The organism is Streptomyces sp. NPDC039736, assembly GCF_055596485.1.
Genome location: NZ_JBVIUQ010000017.1, coordinates 39,865 through 59,230 on the forward strand (window position 1 = coordinate 39,865; position 19,366 = coordinate 59,230).

Here is a 19,366-nt window from a genome sequence, read left to right on the forward strand (position 1 = left end):
GTTACTCCTGTGTGTAGAAGACGGCTTGGGCCATGGGGACGTTCATCGCGCCGACCTGCTCGTCGATGCCTTCGTGCGTCCTGCGGGCCTGGGCGTCGGCCGCGCGGGCGGCGCCGACGACGGTGTCGCAGGCGGCGGCGACGGTGATGGACACCTTGGACAGGCCGCGCATGATCCGGGAGACGTCCTTGGCCTCGCCGGTGGTCAGGGTGTCCACTTCGACGTTCGCGAGGCGGTCGGCGACGGTGGCCACCGCCTGGGCGTTCTGGTCGGCGCGCTGCCCGATCTGCCGGACCGCCTCACCGTCCAGCGCGACCAGACGGGCCAGCGCCTGGACCTCGGCGCGCAGTTGCCGGTAGGTGGTCTCTGCCATGGGATGACTCCTGTCTATCGCTGGTAGAAGGCGCGTTCGGCCGGGCTGGTCTCATCGCTGTCGATCACGGCTTTGTAGACACCGCCGTGCCGGATCTCGGCGTTCTGGTTCAGCGTCCGCAGGGCCTCGATGCCGCGTACGGCGTTGCCGTGCAGCTGGGTGACTTCCTTCGCCTGCACGGTGATCGCCTCGTGCAGCTTTTGCAGGGAGGCGACCAGCTTGGCGCCGCCCTTGATCTTCGGGTTCCTGCACGACTCGATCAGCTTCTGGATCTCCATGACGCGTTGCGTGGATTTCGCCTCGGCCTCCTTGCATCCGTCGGCGATCTCATGCGTTTCCAGCTCCTTGCCCTGCAGGAACCGCGTGAGGTGGCGCAGAGTGCGGACCTCACCGGTCGGCATCGCCCGGCCGTTGGACAGCCGAACAACACCGCCGAAAGCCATCTCCGCCCCCAGGGGCGTAGCTCCCATCGCGGGCGCGGGTGCGGAGGGTTGCGGGGCGTCGGCCGGTTTGGCCGCGGGGGCGGTGGGCTTCGGGGGCACAGACGGGGCTCCTTGCGGACGTGCATGGCTGGCGGGGATGTCCTGCTGGCTGCCCGCCGCGGCAGGCGGGCCGGCGGACTTGGGCGGGGTGGCGGGCTTGGGCGGGGCAGCGGGCTTGGGCGGCGGTGCGACGGGCTTCGCCGGTGCCTCAGCAGGCGAAGCAGGCGGCTTGGCCGGTACGGGCGGCGCGCCCTGAACGCGGTCCCGGGCGGCGTCCATCTGCGCCTTGTCGCGGGCGGCCTTGTCCCGGATGGCCTTCTGGCCGTCCTCGTAGCCGTCCCGCCACGCTGCCTTGTCCGCTTCGACTGCGGCTTCCTGTGCCCCGGCGTGGAAACCCCCCTCACGGGCGGGCCGTGCGGTGTACGGCCCTTTTCGGACCGTGTCCTTGTCCTTCTTCCCGGCCGGCTCGGGCCCCGGCGCAGCTCCCGGCCCGCTGCCCGGCCCCGGGTCCGGCTTCGACTTCGGGCCCGGCTCCGGCTTCGACTGCGACTGCGATTTCGGGTCGGGTTTGAGGTCGTCCCCCGTCTTGGCCGGGCCGGGTGCTGCGGCCGCCCCTGGGGCAGGTGTCTTGGGCGTGGGAGGGGCGGAGGCGGGCTTGCTCTCCGGCGGCTGCCGCCCGGCCTTGTCCGCTCCCCGGCTGTTCTTGTCCTCACGGGCCGTGCGGTCCTGCGTGTCGGTCGATGTCTTGTCCGTCTGCTGGCGGGTGTGGTGGTCCTTGCGGTCCGACGCCGCCTTGGCGTCGCGGGTGTTCTTGTTGGCCGAGGCTCGGGTGTCGGACGTCTTCGCGTCGCGGCTGTCCTTCTTCGCCGAAGCGCGGGTGTCCGCCGTCTTGGCGTCCCGGGAGTTCTTGTCGGCCTTGGTGCTGGCTGCCGACGTCTTCGCGTCCCGCGAGTTCTTGTCGGACTTGTCGCTCTTGCTGGCGTGCGCGGTGGTGGCGGTGCGCTGGGACTTGCTCTCGGAGGTGGACCCGCGCTTCTCCGTCAGCCCGTGGTTGATCTTGCGGTCGGTGGAGGAGCCGCGGAGCTCGCTGATGGTGTGCTGCACCGTCATCTTCCGCTGCGGGCGGTTCGCGAGGTAGGCCGCAATCCCCTTCCACATGCCCGGATGAGCGGTGTTCTTTCCCGCCGCCCCGGGCTTGCTGTCCACGGCCGTCGAACCGTCCTGCGCGGCGTAGGCGGCGGACCCGCCGGAGGCGTCCCGGGTGGGGCGCGCGAGGGTAACCGGAGCGAGAATTCCGCCGCTTTCCGGGGGAGCCGGGACGGGCGCGGAGGGGGACTTGGGGGCCGGATCCGGTGCGGGCTCCGGCGGGTTGGCAGCAGGGGGCTGGGCGGGCATGGGAGGCGGTTCGGAGGGTGCTGTCACGTCAAAATCCTCACGTTCGGTGACTTCCTTCCCTCCTTCCCTGCCTCTGGGCAGCCTGCTTTCGGCTGCCCAGAGGCAGGGAAGGGGCCTTTTGGGCCGGGAAGGAAGGAGGGAAGGAAACTACGCGGGGTTACCGCCCTTGTTGGCCCTGCGGACGAAGAAAACGACGCCTCCGATCGTGACCACGCCGATGATGAGGCTGCCGCTGACACCGATCGAACTGCCCTGCCCCGTACCGGAAGCGGAAGCAGCATTCGCCGCACCGCGCGGGCCCCCGATGTCGGTACCGCCGGGAGCCGGGAAGGCCTGCGCGCAGACGTCCTTGTTGAAGCCGGCCTTCTCGATGCACGCCTGGAAAGCGGCCACCCGGCGGGCTTCCGCTTTTGCGTCCGGAGCGTTGATTTTGGCCCGCTCCACCTCGAGCTGCTGGGCCTTCAACTGCAGCTCTTGGGCCCGCGCCTCGGCCTGCCCGGACGAAGCGTTGAACGCGGTGATGCCCACCGCGCTGGCCCCGACGATGGCCAGTCCGGCCACCCCCAGCAGCAGCTTGGCCTGCCCGCTGACCGGGGCCTTGGCAGGCGGCCCGTACGGGGCGGCAGCGGGCTCCTCCCACTGGGCACCGGTCGTCAGGTCGGTGAACCGCTCCTGGATGTATTCGCGTTCACGGTCATGGCGCATAAGTGTCCTCCTGGACGTTCCACCTGCACATTCACCCCGTCTTGGGGCGGGGCAGGAAAGGGCTGTGCCCGCCCGGCACAGACCTGCCGGGCGGGCGAAGAGAAGGGGGAATCTGTCCCGTACCGGGCCTGGTCTGCTCAACGGAGGAGGACCTGGTGTACTGGGGAAACGACTGCTTCCGGCACACACCAAGGGCGGCCAGCCCGAAGTGGAGTCGGGCTGGCCGCCCTTGGTGTGTGCCGGACAGGTGTGTCAGGCGAGGTGCTTGTCCGCGTCCTCGGGGTGCAGCAGGCCGGCCTTGGAGAGCAGGCGCACCGCGCGGTTGTTGTTCACGGAGAGCTGGTTGCGGACCTGGTACAGGGTTACGAAGCCGTCCTTGCCGCGGGGGAGGTTCTGTACGAGCGGCAGGAGTTCCTCGTCCGTCCGTACAGGTGTCCCGGGACGTTCCGTGCCCGCCGTACTGCCCATTCCGGTTACGGAAGAGGACGAGGCGTCCGTCCCTGTACGGGTTCCCGGAACACCCTCTCCGCCGGGCTGTGTACGGACGCTGACGGTGCCGGTGCGTTCCTGGACGGCCGCACTGGCCGTACCGGTACGCCCGGCGGCCGCTGTACCTGTACGCGCCGCCCCGTCGGGGGTGGTGTGTACGCCGCCTGTACGGTCGCTGTACGCCCTGGTCACCGCCCCTTCGGTCCCGCTGTGGCGCGGCTGGTGCGAGGCGGGGCGTACAGGGTCCGTACCGTCCCATCCAGCGCCCGCGCCGTCGGTGCGAACCGCGTTGTGCGCGGCGTACAGGTCGTGGCTTACGCCCTCTGTACGGCTGGACGACGCGGTGTCCGTTCCCTCGGTACGCCGGTGCGTACCTGTACGGGCGACCATTCCGTTTCCGCTGTCCGTACCGGTACGGCTGACCGCCGCGGCCTTGCTGCCGTGGGCGTCCGTACTGTCGTCGTGCATGAGCGTGTGGACGCGCCAGATGACCGCTACAAAGATCAGCACGACGAACGTGGTCAGCTGCCAGGGAGCCGACTGGCCGTCCTGGACGAGGTGGGCCTGCTCGGCCAGGTGGTAGGTGACGTTCGCCGACGCCATCAGCAGCAGCGCGTAGGGGATGTCCTTCTTGGCCCGGAACGCGGTGACGCAGTAGACGTCGATGGAGACCGGCAGCAGCGGGGCGACGTACTGGTTGATGCCGACCATGCGGGCCAGCTCGTACTCGCCCGAGGCGGCGAGCCCGACGCCGGCGGCGAGCGCGATCCACGGGGCGGTCTTCCACGCCTTGCGACTGATGTTCTGCTGCCAGCCGTTCCAGCGGGACGCGGACTTCTTCGCCTCCCGGGCCTCCTCCAGCAGCCGACGCGCACGCGCCTCATCGGCCTTCGCCCGCTCGGTGACGGCCTTCGCCTTGCGCTCCGCCTCGGTGGTGATGCGGCTCGCTTCCTTCTGGGCGGCCTCACGCAGCTGTACCGCGACGGTCTTGGCCTCCTCCCGCAGCCGCTCGCGCTGCTTGTCGCACGCCGTCTTGAGGTCGGCGAGTTCCTTGTCGAGGACGGCCCGCTTGGAGGCCGCAGCCCGGTCGAATTCCTCGCCGAGCTGGCGCAGTTCCTCCCGCAGGGCGGTGCGGGCATCCTCCGCCTCACGGTGCGCAGCGGCAACGGCCTGGTCGGCCTCGCGGCGCCGGTCGTCGGCGGCCCTGACCGCGTCCGCGTACAACATCTCCGCCTCCGCGCGGCGCCCGTCGTACTGTTCCGCCGCCGTCGCCGCGAGCTGGGCGAACCGCTCGCGGGCCTTGTCGACCTCACGCTGCGCCGCGGCCACCAGGTCGTCGGCCTGCTCCTGGGCACGGGCCAGAATCTGTCCGGCCTCGGTACGGCGCTGGTCGACCAGCGTGCTGATCTCGGCGAGGTCAGCCTCCGCCAGGCGGCGCAGCTCGGCAACGGCCGTGGCCGTGGCCGCACGGTCGGTGGCGGCCAGCTCGGTGAGGTCCGTGACCTGCGCACGGGCCTCGCTCACCAGGGTGTTGGCATACTCGCGGGCCTGGGCCAGGAGCCGGTCGGCCTCGCCGCGCGCCGCTTCCAGGCCGGCCTGGGCGGCCTCGCGCTGAGCGGTGGCCTCCTGGTCAGCATCGGCGGTGATACCCGCGGCACGGGTCTGCGCCTCCGTCATCAGCACGGTGACCTGCTCATGCGTCTCGGCGATGGTGCGCGCCGCCTCGCTCTCGGCTTCCGCCTGGAGGGCGGCGGCCTGCTCGCGCGCGGTGTCGATGACGTCGGCGGCTCGGTCACGGACGTCCGCGACACGGGCCGACGCCTCGAGGTCGACGACCTCCACCCCCGCCTCCGTGTTCGTCGTCGCGGCCGGAGCCGGGAAGACGTCAGGGGTGGGGGAGGCGGTGGGCTGCGGGGCCAGACGGGTTGCCGCCGACTTCTTGCGGGCGGGACTCCTCTTGCGGGCGGTTCGTGTGGCGGCCACGCCGCCTCCTTCCGGGTCGTGTGCCGTCCCTGGGTGGGGGCGGCGATTCAGGTAGTTCGGTCAGTCACGCTGGACGGGCAGCTCCGCTTCAGCGCCCGTCCCGGCCGCCGAAGTCAGAGGCAGCCGGTGCGGGCGGATCAAGCAACTGGCAGTCCGTCACTGCGGGTCGGTGGTGACCTCGTCACGGGTGGGGAAGTTGCGGCGGCCGTCGTCCATACGGACCGTGAGGTGGTCTCCGGCGTGCACCTCTTCGACGACTCCCTGGTCTCCGGCCTGGTGCCGGGTGCCGAGCGCCTCGATGTCGGTGGTGAGCGTGACGCGGACTCCGCGCATGACGATCTCCCTTGGACACGGGCCGGACTGTCCGGCTCCCCTCGGCCCCGTCCGTCCCGGCGCGCGGCGGGGACGGGCGGAGGAGGCAACCGCCAGGCGGAAGAGGTCACTCAACGCCGATGAAGCGGAACGCCGCGAAAGCCGTGCCGCGCGGGTTGCCGGTGGCCTGGACGATGCGGTCGGCCGCGTCGACGTCGCCGCGGTTGACGGCGTCGGCGGCCGCCCGGGCGGCGTCCCAGTCGATGTACGGGGCCGTCTCCGGGGCCCGACGGTGCAGCCGGGTACGCAGCGAGTGCCAGACCCGGCGGACCGGGCGCCGGCGGCGGGCCCGACTGACCCGGGTGGCAGCGTCGCGGTGCCCGAGCTCGTGCAGGACCTGCTCGGAGTCGTAGTCGGCGGCGGTCCAGCCGTCGCGGCGGATGGTGCGCATGGCGCCTCCTGAGATGGACGTCAAACCGGGTCGATGCCCGGATCCGGGGATGCGAAAGGTCGGCCGCCCGTGGTGCGGGCGGCCGACCTGACCGAACAGTTCAATGCGGGAGTGAGGTTGGGTCTGCGTCCTGGGGGACGGGACGCTCAGTCCCGGGCACGACGGTCGGCCTCCGACTGCTGATTGATACGCCGGAGTTCGTCTTCTAGGCGCTTCTGGTCGGCGTCCGTCATGCCGACACCGCCTGCCTGGCCCGGTTGCGGGCGGCACGCCACTTCATCCGCCGGCGCTCGTCCTCAGACAGGCCGCCCCAGACACCCGAGTCCTGGCCGGACTCCAGCGCCCACCGGAGGCACTGCTCCATGACCGGGCAGCGGCGGCAGACCGCCTTGGCCTCCTCGATCTGGAGCAGGGCGGGGCCGGTGTTGCCGATCGGGAAGAACAGTTCCGGGTCTTCTTCGCGGCAGACCGCGTTATGGCGCCGGTCCATGACTACCGCCCCTCGCGGACGCGGCGCAGGGCCTCGTCCATGTCCGTGTCGGAGTCGGTGTCGTGCTGTGCGATGCTGGGCTGCATAGGTCCTCCACGTAGGTCCTGGACAGCCCCGGGGGTCTCAAGTCGCCGGGGCTGTCGTGCTGTTCAGGCTGTTCGTACGAGCAGCCACGGCCCGCCGCCTCCCGGGTTCAGCCGGGAGGCGACGGGCCGTGGTCGTTCCTACGAGGCTGGAACTGTTGCTGTCAGGCAGCGGGGGCGTACGCGGCCGTGGCGGGGGCGGCGCGCACCAGGTGGTCCGACATCGTCCACACCGAGCCGACCGCGAACGGCTGGCCATCGGGGCGCAGGGTGTCGCGCACGATGACCGCCCACCGGGCGGCATCGCGGCGCAGGAGCTGCGCGGCCTCGGAGGGCCGGGTGATGAGCACCAGGACCTCGAACCGTCCGTCGGTGTTCTGATAGATCGCGCCGGGGAATCGGGGCCCGATCTCGTCGGCCACGGTGGATCGCACGGTGCGCAGGGGGGACAGGGCGGGAGTGGTCATCGTGGAGCCTCTCTGATGGGGCCGTACACGGTTTCGGGGGAGTGGCTGATCTCTACGAACGGCCACGGCCCTGGCCGACCCGGTAACTCCTCGGGTCGGTCAGGGCCGTGGGCGTTGGTGGTGTCAGTACCTCTGCGCCAGGGACAGCAGGTCACCGCCGCACGCCGCGTACAGGGCGGGCGTCAGCATCGCCGTCTCGTCGTACGCCGACCACAGGTCCGAGCACACCGCGTGGCCCGCGTCGAGCAGGTTGTTGACCAGTGCCGACGCCTCGTAGGCGTCGTCCACGGCCAGGACCATCCGGTCGTCGATGAAGAGGTTGAACATGATGTGTGCTCCTCTGCGGCAATCAGAAACGCAAGGCGCGCAGTGCACCGCGTTCCGGAGTTGATCGGTACGAGCAGGCCGGTTGGTCAGACGGCGAGTGCGGTCCTGCGGCAGCGGGTGGCGTACGCAGCGGCGGTCTCACCCGGGGCCGGGGCGGGCAGCGCGGCCCTGACCGCAGCCACCAGCGCGGTGTGTGCGGGCTGGTCTGCCTGGATCAGGGGGCGGCCCCAGACCGTGGCCAGGTGCGTGTAGGCGGCGCGGGTGAGGTGCTCCGCGAGGACGTCGCTCGCGCACCGGTCCTGGTCGGCATCGGCCAGGGCGCGGAGAATGCCGGTGGCCAGGGCGCGGACGGAGCGCCGGTCACCAGCGGTCTGCGGGACCATGGCCAGCGGAGCGCCGGCGGGTCCGTCGACGGCCCGGCCGCGCGTGGTAGGGATCGCGCCGGCGGGAACCGTACGGGCGGCGTCGGCCCGGCGGGCGGCGGGCACCGCACGCTCCCACTGGGCTCGCCGGTCGGCGGGGCGCTCCTGGGGCCGGGCGACCTTGAGGGTCTGGACGGTGGCGCGGCGGTGGCGGGTGAGGTCGACCGCCAGGTGTTCCTCGCGCGCCCAGTCCCTGTACTGGCGGCGCCAGGCGTAGCCGGTGATGTCCACGTCGACGAGGCGGTTGCTGGAGCGGCAGCGGATCGCGTCGGCGACGCCGGCCCGGCCCGTGTGGTGCGGGACTAACTTGACCAGGTAGGTGCCGCGGTGGTGGGTCACGGCCACCCAGGTGTCGCAGTCGGGGCACACCAGCGAGATGCGGCGGGTCTGCGTGGTGTCCACGGTCCGCATGTCGATGTGCCCAGGCGACAGGGTCGAAAGGGCGATCGGGTCGAGGGGGCTGAGGCGGGAGGTACGGGTGCGGCCGCGGCGCTTGGCGGCCCTGGGCATGGCGAGCTCAGGCATGGCGACTCCTCGGCAGGAGGGGAGGGAGGGGTGTTCGCGGGGCGGATGCTCTCTCCACCCACCAGGTCCACGAGCCAACAGGCCCTGAATCCCGGCGGATAGACAGCGCATCAGCGCTGAGGTCGTACACACAGTCCTGCCAGCCGGGGGGTTTGATCGTGCTACCGCCTCCGACTACCCACCTCCGAAGAGGCGAGCCGCAGGAACCGCGATGGTGCAGTGGTACGTCCAGCAGGGCCCCAAAACGCATGAGCACACCACTGGCTACGCCCCGCATTCGGCTACTCACCGCTTGCTGAGCACTTCGATTAGAACCCTGCTATCGCTCCCCGGTCAACATGTCTAGCTAACCTGTTTTCTACACATGCCCTGACCTGCAAGTTTCTAGGTAAGGTTAAAGAAGATCGGAGTGTCTGAGAGTCCCTGCTTTCGAGAAACAACTAGACATGCGATGCTGTCCGCACCGGACAGCGAGATCCGCTGGCCTCACGATGCGCATGGGAGGGGGAGCAGTGGCCACCAAGCAGAAGGAGCCCGGGAAGGTCGAACGGATCGCATCCGAGATCCGGGAGAAGATCGAGCGGGGCGCACTCGCGCCTGGGTCGCGCCTGCCTGGCGTGCCTCAGCTCCAGCAGGAACACGGCATCGCCTATCAAACTGCCCGCGACGTCTACAGTCTGCTCGAAGATGAGGGCCTGGTCTTCTCTCGCCGCGGCAAGGGAACCTACGTCTCGCTTGTGATCGACAAGATCGTGTCGGATCGAACCAGTCGGTACCAACCCGGCTTTCGCGAGGCCGGCGGCGCTGTCGGCGCTTTCGAGGCCGAGATGCGGGCGAAGGGATTCGACTTCAAGAACGCCGTCACCATCGCCAAGGACGTGCCGCCCAAGAAGGTCACCAGCATCTACGAGATGCATCACCGGGCGAAGGCCTTGAAACGCGAGCGAATCATGTCCGTGTTTCTGCCCGCCAACGGTGAAGCGCTGGAGGTCGTCCAGGTGGCGACGTCCTGGTTCCCCCCGGATGTCGTCGAGGCCTGTCCGGCGCTCGCCGCCGTTAAGACCGGCACAGGCGGCAGCAAGAGCCGCATGGCCGAGGCTGGATTCGCGCAGGTGCGCCTCCGGGAGGAGATCGAAGTACGTTCCCCCACCCGGGAAGAGGCAAAAGCTCTCGGCATCGCCCCCGAGCAGGCCGTTATGGAGATCACCCACATGGGACTGACTGCCGAGGGCCGGGTCGTGGAGATCTGCCTGCACGTACTGCCTCGCGCCAAATGGCGCCTGTCCTACGAGTGGGCCATAGATACGCCGGGAACCGGCTGACCAGCAAGAGACACCCAATCGTCCGACAAGACACCAGCAAGGAGCATTCAGCACATGGCTAGCAACCGAATCGACGACAGCGGCGTGATCCTGCGGGACGCGCGCACTCGGTACACCACCGACCAGCGCGAAGAGAACGGTGCGCACGGTGCGTTCGACGCCGAACTGCGCCGGTCCGGCCGCACCCCGCGCACCGAGGTCACCGTCAGCCGCGCCGCTGCGCCGACGGATGTCGCTCAGCTCCTGGGCGTCGACGGCGACGTCGTCGTGCGAGCCCGAGAGATGTTCGACGGTGAGCGCGTCATCCAGCTCGCCACTACGTACATCCCCGTCGACGTCGCCGAGGCCGCCAGCATCGAGCAGGTGGACACCGGTGTCGGCGGCATCATCAGCCGAATGAGGGAGGCCGGCTTCGACCAGGGCGACACCGCCGTCGAGGACATCGAGCTTCGGACCGCCACTCCGGAGGAATCCGAGCGCCTGGGGCTGTCCGAGGGCTCGGACGTGCTGACTATCAACCACATCGGCACCGCCAACGGACGCGTTGTCGAGGTGACCCAGCACGTCCTGGGCAAGGGCTGGAAGCTGCGCTACGCCGCTCCACTCGCCTGACGAAGTATTCAGGGCGCCCCGGCCACGCCGGGGCGCCCACCCCATAAGCCCCCGCGAGTCCTTGGAGACCGATCCCCCCATGAACACTGAGAAGCGGCTCGCTGCCACCGAACTCGTGGATGAGATCCGCAGCTCCCTCACCATGGCCAACGGGTGGATCCCCGCGCTCTCGGGCCCGAACGGTCCGACCGGCGTGCTCGAGGACGCTCCCCTCTCCGAGATCGCTCGAAGCCTGGGCGAGTTCGCGAGCACGCCAACCATGCCCTCTGCCGTAGCCCAGCAGCTGCACAGGGCCGCCGAGTCGGCGACCGTCGCGACTTCCGCAGACTCCTCAACGGCGTACGGCCATCTGGGAGCGGCGTACGCATACGTGCTCCAGGCCCATCGCGCTGCCAGCGGCGACACGACTAACTGACCCAGAAGCCCGCAGCCACCGTGAAGGAGGAGCCGTGAAGGATCTGGCCCGGGGCGACTACCGCGGCGTCATCGTGGCCGCGGAGGCCAGCATCGCCATGGTGCCGACCGAGAGCGTCGCTGCGCAGTTGTATGCGCAGAAGGTCAAGGCATGGACGTGGCTGGGCGACCAGTCGCAAACTGAAGTCGCGTTCGACGAGGGACGCCGGATCCTTGAGCTCCAGCCGTATCCCGAGAACATCGAAAATCATTTCGTGGTCGACCCTGCGAAATATGACCTCTATCGCTTCGTTGCGCACCTTCGCGAACTGCGAGGTAGTCAATGAACTTCCCGTGTGACGGGCAACTTTCTGATTACGTCCCGCGTCGCGGTCGCAGCATTCCGGGCCTCTCGGACTCTGCACGAATTCGCCCCGCAAGTATGTCCGGTCGTGCAGTTAGGCTGTGCCCAGCAGTGATCCATAACGGCGAGAACCCCAGGTACCAGGCCTGGTCCACTGGGGGCTCTCGAACGGGGCAAAGCCTCGTTGGGCGATCCACCTGGAGAGGAGGCGTTCGCGGGATGAAAGCTACCCGCGCGTGTGGAACTCCACGCGCCACTACGTCGTTTCACCATCGCGATCAAACCATCGGGTGCGCTTCCGGGCATGCCGACTCCACCTACGGTATCGAGGGGGTCGGGGTGACGTAATCGCCACCGGCCGCGCGCGCCATTAAGCGGATTAACCACCCGCTCCGGCCCCGCGCGGCCCTTCGCTCCGACCGGATTAACCACCCAGGTCGGCCGCTCAGTCCCGGTTCCAAGGCCGGTTCTGAGCTTCGGCTCATCGAGCCAGTTATTCAGCAATCGCTACACCCGGCCACTAACCACGGCCACCACAGCCGCAGCAGCGCCAGCTGCGCGTCGGATCGCGGGGCCCCCACCACGGGGGTTCTGCGATCCACCACCAAACAGACAAAGGAACGGATCTCCCCCCTGCCATTCGGTGTCTGCCCGCTCCTCACGGAGGGGGCGGACTCCCGCCTCCACTCGCCGGCCCGTCCCGCTGCGCGGGTGGTCCGACTCGCATATGGAAGTAGGTGTCCTCGCCATAGTGCATGATCGACCCGACCCTTGTCAGCTTGACGGTGCCCGATTCAGGCCGGTTCGAGCCACCCGCGCGTCCCGCGTGACGGAATTCGCACACCCTGTTTTCCCTGTTCACGGCATTAATCACGAAGGTTCTTCTGGGTGGAGTGCCACAGATGCCCCGGCCCGGTACCCCTTCACCGAGCGGGTGTCCTCCGCCCTCTTCGTGAAGCTGGCCGTCATGGTGCTCCGGGACTCCGTTCCGTGTGGCGGGATGGGTTCCAAGATTGTTGCCCGCCTTGCGGGAGGACTGGGGGCAATCGGAGCTTGCTGGCCTCTGTCCACAGGTCGCCTCGTGCAGGCTCGGCGGATGGATCACGAAGCGCGCGTTTTGCCTGCTGAGGGGGGTGTTCGCTTTGGCGTGTACACCAGCCTGATGGCGACACAGGCGATCTTCATCACCCCGTCCGGGACGGTGGGCCGATGAGCGCCGTGGCGGCACCAGCCGCCGTGCTGATTCCTGCTCCGCGTCCGCCGGCCGACGACGTCGCGGTCGGCGTGCTGCCCGCGACGCTGTTCGTGCCGGAGGCGTCCCAGTGGCTATCGACGTCGACGGGCCGGATCGCGCTGGACGGCTACTCGTGGATGCAGGCAGTCCACTGGGTGGCCAGGTCCGGGCTGTACGAGCCGCGCCGCTACCGGTCGCACGGGCCGCGCTCGTTCGGGCCGACGACGGTGCGCGTCGCCCAGGAGCTCGCGGAGCTGTTCCCGTGCCGTCCGGGCATCGCGTACCTGGTACGCCGCACCGGGCTGTCGGAGCGGTCGGTGGAGTACCACCTGGGGATGCTGCGGGAGGCCGGGCTGCTCGCGTACGTCGTGCGGGGCACCCGGGTCCGCGGAGCGGCCGCGCAGGCATCGGAGTTCGCGCGGATGGTGCCGGTGGAGTTCGACGTGACGCTGGGTGTCCGTACGGCCGGTGAGGGCACCGGGCGGCGGATGACCGGGATCGCGGAGGCCGGCCGGGAGCTGATGGCGCAGCTGTCGAAGAAGGCGGCCCGCAAGGTCCGCAAGGTCCGCAAGCGGCGTGCGAAGTCGTCCTCGAAGGCCTCGGCGAAGGGTGCTGTGACGGCTGTTTCGGATGAGGCCCGTTGCACCCCAATGGGGGGTAGTTCCCGCAGTGCTTCTTCTGCGGGAACTACCTTCTTCCCCCCTGACAGCAAGCTCGCAAGCGGGCAGAACGATTCCCCCACCCCGAGGAGGAAGAAGCGCCGGGCCGGTGGGCCCAAAAAGCGCAACCTGGTCGCCAACCGCATGCGCTTCGCAGGTCAGCTGATTGCTGAGATCGACTGGCTGCGCGGCTGCCATGTCCGCCGTATCGCCTGGGTCAGCCAGCACGTGGCCGATGCCGGATGGTCGGTCACCGAGGTCCGGGCCTGGATCGATTTCCGCGGCGGCATCGGCAACGGCCACGTACGGCGGGGCTCGGGGCTGCTCGCAACCCTGCTGGCCGGTGCACACACCAGCATCGACACCCCGGCCAAGCGCGCGGCCCTGGTCGAGCACTGGCACAGCACCCAGGAGGCCATGCGCCGCCACCGCATCCAGCACGTCCGCCGCCAGCGGGAGCAGTTCGACGGCGACTGGCAGGCCCCCGCCACTGCCAGCGTGCGTCAGCACGTCGCCGAGGCTTTCCGGGCCGCGTTCCGGCCGTCCCCTGCGGTCGTTCCCGAGGCCGCCCAGGACAGCGCGGTGGAGGACCTGGAGCTGGAGGCAGAGAAGGCCGCGGGGCGTGCCCTCGTGCAGCAGGAGCTCCTGGAGGGCGACCCCTCCACGGTCGTCAACGCCCTTCACTCCCTGGGCCGCGACCTGACGGAGGAGCTCTACGGCTCGGACCTGGTCCGCCAGGCCATGCAGCTGGCGGCCCTCGCCACCAGCACCCTGACCACGCTCCGCACCGGCCGGTAGGAGGCCCGACATGACGACCACACCCACCAGCCTGACCACGCCCGAGAGCGCGTCCGGTGCCGACCTGGCCCGCCTCGCCCTCCAGTCCGCCCACGCCGCCGCCCGGGCCCGGGGCAACACCCCCAGCGAAGCCCGCACACCCCGTTCCCGTCCGGCCCGGACTGTCCGGGGCGACCGCCGCGAGCCGGCCGCATTCGGCGCCGTCACGAAGGAGTTGATCGCCGACCGGGTCTGGGAGCTGGCCACCCTGGGGGCGAGCGTCCTCGACCAGTGGCCCGACATCGCCGCCCTGGTCGCCCCCACCCTCGCCGACCGGGTGCAGGCCAGCGGGTTCGACCCCACCACCGGGGTCCTGGCCCTCTGGCCCGAGACCATGGCCTACCGCACCCAGCTGCGCTACCTCACCACCCGCATCCTCGCCGCAGCCCGCCAGGTCACCGGCACCGCAGCCGTGCGCAGCATCGTCATCCTGGACCCCAACGCCCCACCCCCGCCTGCTCCGAACCGCCGCCAGGCCACCCCGGAGCCCAGCGGTAAGGTCCGGACCCGGGAGATGGGGTGCGCCGGTTACCAGGAGGCGCTCGCCGCTGCCCAGGGCACCCGGGCAGGAAGGCGGGTTGATCCAGAGGTCGCGGCGGCCGTGCAGCGGCAGACGAAGGCGATGCGCGAGCTCAGTGCCCGCGTCTTCGCCGCGCAGGCAGAGGCGCCGACTCCGATCGCAGAGGCGCGTCTCCAGCGGCGCCGCCAGGCCGCTGCCGTCGAGGAGGCCGCGCTGCGCCGGGCCCGGACCGAGAAGGCTGGCCGCCCGGTGGCCGCACCGCAGCCATTGGAGCGGACCGCGTGATGCACGCGCTGGTGCCATACATGGTGGGCGAAGTGCCTCGGCTGCCGCCGGTGGACCTCCGCAGAAGCCGGGGGCGTGGACACCGAGCCACAAGATCTGCACCCATCTCTAGAAGTGATGCACCCGAGCATGGCCCCGGATATCCCCGTGCAGGACGTACTGCCCAGCAGGGCGCAATTTTCGATCAAGCTCGATGGCCTCCAGACACTTGGCTGTGTCTCATACGACGCGACGGGGGTGCGAAAGGGGGGAGGCGCAACCGCCGGAGTACTTCCACGCGATGGCTTCCAGGGTTCGGCGGTGGTCGGCCCACCGTCGTCCACGGACCGGATCGGCCGGCATCAACGCCTCGATCCGGTCCCACATCGCATCGGTGGTCACTAACCGGACAGGCACATCCGCTCAACTGATCAACCCACCAAAGAGACGCTCTAGCTGCCCCGCCACCCTCGGGACCGTTCCGGGTCGGTATCGCAAGGGGAACCGACGTGTTCTGGTTCGCCAGAACAGAGCACTGGGACCGCGAGGCCGGAACGAGGACGGTCCGCAGCCCGGAGATACTGCGGCACTCAGCCAATGGCGGCCACCACAACCGCTATGTGGAGCGTGCCCGTCGCAGGTTCTCCCGCACCACCGCGATCATTGGATGGCTCGGGCTCAGCACCCGCTCGCAGTCCGCCACCGCACGCTCATACAGGGGGATCGCCCTCCCCAGATCCCCCGCCGACCCGTACGCGTACGCGAGGTTGTTGCGCGAGGTCAGCGTGCCGGGGTGGTCGCCGCCCAGCACCCGCTGCCGCTCCGCCAGGGTCCGTTCGTACAGCGGGATCGCTCTCCCCAGGTTCCCCGCTACCTGGTACGCGCTCGCGAGGTTGTTGCGTGCGGTCAGCGTGTTGGGGTGGTCTCTGCCCAGGACCCGCTCGCAGTCCGCCAGGGTCCGCTCGTACAGCGAGATTGCCTTCCCCAGGTCCCCCGCTGCCCCCCGGTATGCGTACGCGAGGTTGTTGCGCGAGGCTAGCGTGTCGGGGTGATCACCGCCCAGCACCCGCTCCCGCTCCGCCAGGGTCCGCTCGTACAGCGGGATCGCCTTCCCCAGGTCCCCCGCCGACTCGTACGCACTCGCGAGGTTGTTGCGCGAGGTCAGCGTGTCAGGGTGATCACCGCCCAGCACCCGCTCCCGCTCCGCCAGGGTCCGCTCGTACAGCGGGATCGCCTTCCCCAGGTCCCCCGCCGACTCGTACGCACTCGCGAGGTTGTTGCGCGAGGTCAGCGTGTCAGGGTGGTCACCGCCCAGGACCCGTTCCCGCTCCGCCAGGGTCCGCTTGTGCAGCGGGATCGCCTTCCCCAGGTCCCCCGCTTCCTGGTACGCACCCGCGAGATTGCTGCGCGAGGTCAGCGTGTGAGGGTGGTCACCGCCTAGGACCCGCTCGGAGTTGGCCAGGGTCCGTTCGTGCAGCGGGATTGCCTTCCCCAGGTCCCCCGCTTCCTGGTACGCACCCGCGAGGTTATTGCGTGCAGTCAGTGTATCGGGGTGGTCACCGCCTAGGACCCGCTCGGAGTTGGCCAGGGTCCGTTCGTACAGCGGGATTGCCTTCCCCAGGTCCCCCGCTTCCTGGTACGCCCTCGCGAGGTTGTTGCGCGAACGCAGCGTGTTGGGGTGGTCACCGCCCAGGACCCGCTCGGAGTTGGCCAGGGTCCGTTCGTACAGCGGGATTGCCTTCCCCAGGTCCCCCGCTGCCCGGTACGCGTACGCGAGGTTGTTACGCGAGCCCAGCGTGTCGGGGTGGTCACCGCCCAGCACTCGTTCCCGTTCCCTCAGGGTGCCTTCGTACAGCGGGATTGCCTTCCCCAGGTCCCCCGCTGCCCGGTACGCACCCGCGAGGTTGTTACGCGAGCCCAGCGTGTCGGGGTGGTCACCGCCCAGCACTCGTTCCCGTTCCCTCAGGGTGCCTTCGTACAGCGGGATTGCCTTCCCCAGGTTCCCCGCTGCCCGGTACGCGTACGCGAGGTTATTGCGCGATCCCAGCGTGTCGGGGTGGTCACCGCCCAGGACCCGCTCCCGTTCTGCCAGGGTCCGCCTGTGCAGCGGGATTGCCTTCCCCAGGTCCCCTGCTGCCTGGTACGCACTCGCGAGGTTATTGCGCGAGGTCAGCGTGTGGGGGTGGTCAACGCCCAGCACCCGCTCGTGGGTGGTGAGGGCGCGTTGGAAGGCATGGATGGCGGGAGCGAGTGCGCCTTGCCCGATCCGGTAGGCGGCCGCACAGTTGAGGGCGTGGGCGGTGTCGGTGGTGTCGTGGTCGGTGGTGTGGTGGCGGGTGAGGGCGTCGATGTGGGGGAGGAGGGCCTGGTACTGGGGCCATGTCTCGGGTTGGTCGCTGTCGGTGGGGAAGGTGTCCGCGAGGAGTGCGGTGGCCTGGTCGCGGGCTTGGTCGATGGCTTCCGGTTGGCGGTGGGGGTCTTTGGGGTCGGGGGTGCGGGCGAGGGCTTGGACGAGGCGGTGGATGGTCAGGGTGCCGTCGTGGTTGTCGGTGATCATGCTGTAGGCGACGAGGCGGCCGATCGCTGCGGCCAGCAGGGGTGGCTCGGCGATGCCGCGGAGCAGGCTGCGGGGGATGTTGTCGGGGGCGTACCAGGCCAGGACGCGCAAGAGGTCGCCGGCCAGTGGGGTGTCGGTCAGGTGGTTGAGGGTGAGGTGCCAGATCCGGGCGATGGTGCGTTCGGAGTCTCCGCCGGTGGTGTTGGCGGCGAACATGGTGGCGGGCCAGCGGGCCAGCATGTCCAGGTAGGCGTGGGGGCTTGTGCCGGTCTCGGCGCAGTACGCGGCGGCCTGTTCCACGGCCAGGGCCAGATGCCCGAGTTCCTCGCACACGGCTGCGGCACCGCTTGTGTCGCGGGGGCCCTGGTGGGTGAAGATGCGGGTGAACAGGTCGAGGGCTTCGGCGGGGTCGAACACGCCGAGGCGAATTGTGGCGGCCTGGTGGTGCCAGCCGGTCGCACGGCGGGTGGTGACCAGGACCCGGCCGCCCGGCATGCGGTCCAGGAGCGGGCGGATGTCTTCGGGGTTCTCGACGTTGTCCAGCACGAGCAGCCATCCGTCGTGGCCGGCGAGCCAGTCCACCGCACGTGCCGTCTGCATCTCGGCGGGCAGCCCGGCCAGCCCGGGCTGCAGGGCCCGTGCCAGCGCGGCCAGCCCTGTGTGGACCGCGGCTTCGGTGTCGGCGGTCACCCACCACCGCACCTTCTCGTACCGCCGGGCAGCCCAGTGTGCGGCGAGCGCCGACTTGCCCACTCCCCCCAGCCCGTGCACCGCGCGCACGACGACCTCACCGGGTCGGGCGAACGCCGCCTCCAGCGCCTCCAGCTCGCCGGCGCGGCCGACGAACAGCCCAGTCCCGATGTTCGACACCCCGCACGCCGCAGCGTTGTCGGGGATCGGCGCGTACGCCTCTGGTGGCAGCGCGTACTCGGCGTGGACGGCTACGGGGTTGATGAGGTCGCGCCCGGCGGCATTGGACCCCGAGATCGCCGAGACGCCCAACGCCGGGGCGGGGAAGTCGGTTTCGATGGGCCGCTTGCGGCGGTGCCAGGTGCTCACAGGCCGCGGTGTGCGCGCGGATCGTTCATGTCCCGGCCCGCCGCGTTCGACCCGCCCGATGCGGACACCCCCGGCCCCGGAGTGACAGGCGGCGCGGAACCCGCCCCGGTGTCACGCGCCTGGGGGTTGCGCATGTCGCGGCCCGCCGCGTTCGACCCGCTGTCCGCCTGGACCGACGCCGATGTCGACGAGGCGCGCAGCAGCGCCGCCACCGACACCCAGGTCGCCGCGACACCCGCCACCGCTCCCACCACGCTGCCCACCGCGGCGGCTGTGTTGAGATCGGCGGACAAGAGCACCACGACCAACCCCACCGCCGCCGCGACACCCACAACCGCCAGGACCACCAGACACGCCTTACGCCCACTCGTCATGCCCCATGGTCACCCCGAATACATGATCAAATCTGCTCCTTCACACCACCACCTGGCATCACCTGGCCCCGGTTGCCGTCAGTCGGCTTCAGCTTCTCCACCGAGCAGCGGACAGCAGTGGGACGACTGCTGACGGCCGGTCACACGGTCGGCTCCGTTCTCGGCATCGCCGGAGCGGGCAAGACCACGGTCATGTCAGCAGCCCGGGTCGGCTGGAAGGGTGCCGGGCCGCGTGTCGTCGAGACCTCGATGACCGCCTCAGCCGCGGCGGACCTCGCGGCTGAGGCGGTCATTGACAGCCAGACCATTGCCGCCTGGACCCGCTGCATCACCGACGGCCGGGGACGATGGCCTGGTCGTCGACGAGGCGGCCATGATTGATGACCGAGCCCTGGTCCTGGCCTGCTGGACCGCGTGAGCGCCGCCGGCACGAAGGTCACCCTCATCGGCGGCCCCATGCAGCTATACGTGGCCGGCGGCGGGGCCTTCGCCCGTATCCACCGCATCGTCGGCGGGGCGGAGCTCACTGAGAACCGGCGTCAGCGCGCCGTCGTCGAGCGCGCCGTCCTCCAGGACTGGCGCGGCGACGGGCGCATCACTGCCCTTGCAACCCTCGCCGACCCGGGGGACGAAATTGGCAGGCGTCGTTGATTGTGTGGTCGGTGTT

Annotated in this window: 19 protein-coding genes and 1 pseudogene; 7 read left to right on the plus strand and 13 right to left on the minus strand. The window is 70.0% G+C overall.

What is annotated here, in order from left to right; translation table 11 throughout:
• Nucleotide 1: 1 nt before the first annotated feature.
• From ACZ56L_RS33935 to ACZ56L_RS33980, 10 genes are all read right to left on the minus strand, one after another.
• Nucleotides 2-373 carry a hypothetical protein gene (locus ACZ56L_RS33935; RefSeq protein ID WP_471068801.1) on the minus strand — a complete coding sequence of 124 codons (372 nt, stop codon included), beginning with the start codon at nucleotides 371-373 and terminating at the stop codon, nucleotides 2-4.
• A gap of 14 nt (nucleotides 374-387) precedes the next feature.
• Nucleotides 388-2,277, minus strand: a complete 1,890-nt coding sequence (locus ACZ56L_RS33940) for a hypothetical protein (protein ID WP_471068804.1) — start codon at nucleotides 2,275-2,277, stop codon at nucleotides 388-390.
• 120 nt (nucleotides 2,278-2,397) lie between these two features.
• The gene (locus ACZ56L_RS33945; RefSeq protein ID WP_471068807.1) at nucleotides 2,398-2,955 is read right to left on the minus strand and encodes a hypothetical protein; all 558 of its coding nucleotides are present in this window, start codon (nucleotides 2,953-2,955) and stop codon (nucleotides 2,398-2,400) included.
• Nucleotides 2,956-3,207: 252 nt separating this feature from the next.
• Nucleotides 3,208-5,427 carry a hypothetical protein gene (locus ACZ56L_RS33950; protein WP_471068810.1) on the minus strand — a complete coding sequence of 740 codons (2,220 nt, stop codon included), beginning with the start codon at nucleotides 5,425-5,427 and terminating at the stop codon, nucleotides 3,208-3,210.
• 156 nt (nucleotides 5,428-5,583) lie between these two features.
• Nucleotides 5,584-5,760: a hypothetical protein gene (locus ACZ56L_RS33955; RefSeq protein ID WP_471068813.1), complete on the minus strand. Its 177-nt coding sequence runs from the start codon at nucleotides 5,758-5,760 to the stop codon at nucleotides 5,584-5,586.
• 106 nt (nucleotides 5,761-5,866) lie between these two features.
• A complete protein-coding gene (locus tag ACZ56L_RS33960) occupies nucleotides 5,867-6,190 on the minus strand; it encodes a hypothetical protein (RefSeq protein ID WP_471068816.1) in 324 nt (107 codons plus the stop codon).
• 229 nt (nucleotides 6,191-6,419) lie between these two features.
• On the minus strand, nucleotides 6,420-6,680 hold the full coding sequence (locus ACZ56L_RS33965) for a WhiB family transcriptional regulator (RefSeq protein ID WP_471068819.1): 261 nt from the start codon (nucleotides 6,678-6,680) through the stop codon (nucleotides 6,420-6,422).
• Nucleotides 6,681-6,927: 247 nt separating this feature from the next.
• Nucleotides 6,928-7,230: a hypothetical protein gene (locus ACZ56L_RS33970; RefSeq protein ID WP_471068822.1), complete on the minus strand. Its 303-nt coding sequence runs from the start codon at nucleotides 7,228-7,230 to the stop codon at nucleotides 6,928-6,930.
• A 123-nt stretch (nucleotides 7,231-7,353) separates the two neighbouring features.
• Nucleotides 7,354-7,557 carry a hypothetical protein gene (locus ACZ56L_RS33975; RefSeq protein WP_471068825.1) on the minus strand — a complete coding sequence of 68 codons (204 nt, stop codon included), beginning with the start codon at nucleotides 7,555-7,557 and terminating at the stop codon, nucleotides 7,354-7,356.
• 86 nt (nucleotides 7,558-7,643) lie between these two features.
• Entirely contained in the window at nucleotides 7,644-8,504 is an 861-nt protein-coding gene (locus ACZ56L_RS33980; RefSeq protein ID WP_471068828.1) for a hypothetical protein, read from the minus strand.
• 512 nt (nucleotides 8,505-9,016) lie between these two features.
• On the opposite strand from ACZ56L_RS33980, the gene ACZ56L_RS33985 reads away from it, so the two are divergent.
• The 6 genes from ACZ56L_RS33985 (at nucleotide 9,017) to ACZ56L_RS34010 (ending at nucleotide 14,730) form a co-directional block, all read left to right on the plus strand.
• Nucleotides 9,017-9,826, plus strand: coding sequence for a GntR family transcriptional regulator (locus ACZ56L_RS33985; protein WP_471068831.1), 810 nt, complete (start codon nucleotides 9,017-9,019; stop codon nucleotides 9,824-9,826).
• 54 nt (nucleotides 9,827-9,880) lie between these two features.
• Complete coding sequence (locus ACZ56L_RS33990) at nucleotides 9,881-10,438, plus strand: UTRA domain-containing protein (protein ID WP_471068834.1); 558 nt, start codon at nucleotides 9,881-9,883, stop codon at nucleotides 10,436-10,438.
• 79 nt (nucleotides 10,439-10,517) lie between these two features.
• A complete protein-coding gene (locus ACZ56L_RS33995) occupies nucleotides 10,518-10,853 on the plus strand; it encodes a hypothetical protein (RefSeq protein ID WP_471068837.1) in 336 nt (111 codons plus the stop codon).
• Nucleotides 10,854-10,887: 34 nt separating this feature from the next.
• Nucleotides 10,888-11,178 carry a hypothetical protein gene (locus ACZ56L_RS34000; RefSeq protein ID WP_471068840.1) on the plus strand — a complete coding sequence of 97 codons (291 nt, stop codon included), beginning with the start codon at nucleotides 10,888-10,890 and terminating at the stop codon, nucleotides 11,176-11,178.
• A gap of 1,226 nt (nucleotides 11,179-12,404) precedes the next feature.
• Nucleotides 12,405-13,886, plus strand: coding sequence for a helix-turn-helix domain-containing protein (locus ACZ56L_RS34005; protein WP_471068842.1), 1,482 nt, complete (start codon nucleotides 12,405-12,407; stop codon nucleotides 13,884-13,886).
• A 10-nt stretch (nucleotides 13,887-13,896) separates the two neighbouring features.
• Nucleotides 13,897-14,730 carry a DciA family protein gene (locus ACZ56L_RS34010; protein ID WP_471068845.1) on the plus strand — a complete coding sequence of 278 codons (834 nt, stop codon included), beginning with the start codon at nucleotides 13,897-13,899 and terminating at the stop codon, nucleotides 14,728-14,730.
• Between the two features lie 219 nt (nucleotides 14,731-14,949).
• Here ACZ56L_RS34010 and ACZ56L_RS34015 read toward each other — a convergent pair whose 3' ends face one another.
• The 3 genes from ACZ56L_RS34015 to ACZ56L_RS34025 all read right to left on the minus strand — a co-directional run bounded on the left by ACZ56L_RS34015 (nucleotide 14,950) and on the right by ACZ56L_RS34025 (nucleotide 18,699).
• Nucleotides 14,950-15,126 carry a transposase gene (locus tag ACZ56L_RS34015; protein ID WP_471068848.1) on the minus strand — a complete coding sequence of 59 codons (177 nt, stop codon included), beginning with the start codon at nucleotides 15,124-15,126 and terminating at the stop codon, nucleotides 14,950-14,952.
• Nucleotides 15,127-15,325: 199 nt separating this feature from the next.
• The gene (locus ACZ56L_RS34020; RefSeq protein ID WP_471068851.1) at nucleotides 15,326-18,325 is read right to left on the minus strand and encodes a tetratricopeptide repeat protein; all 3,000 of its coding nucleotides are present in this window, start codon (nucleotides 18,323-18,325) and stop codon (nucleotides 15,326-15,328) included.
• Entirely contained in the window at nucleotides 18,322-18,699 is a 378-nt protein-coding gene (locus ACZ56L_RS34025; protein WP_471068854.1) for a hypothetical protein, read from the minus strand. The genes ACZ56L_RS34020 and ACZ56L_RS34025 overlap by 4 nt, the downstream gene beginning before the upstream one ends.
• 72 nt (nucleotides 18,700-18,771) lie before the next feature.
• On the opposite strand from ACZ56L_RS34025, the pseudogene ACZ56L_RS34030 reads away from it, so the two are divergent.
• Nucleotides 18,772-19,350 (plus strand): annotated as a pseudogene (locus ACZ56L_RS34030) (AAA family ATPase).
• The last annotated feature ends 16 nt before the right edge of the window (nucleotides 19,351-19,366 follow it).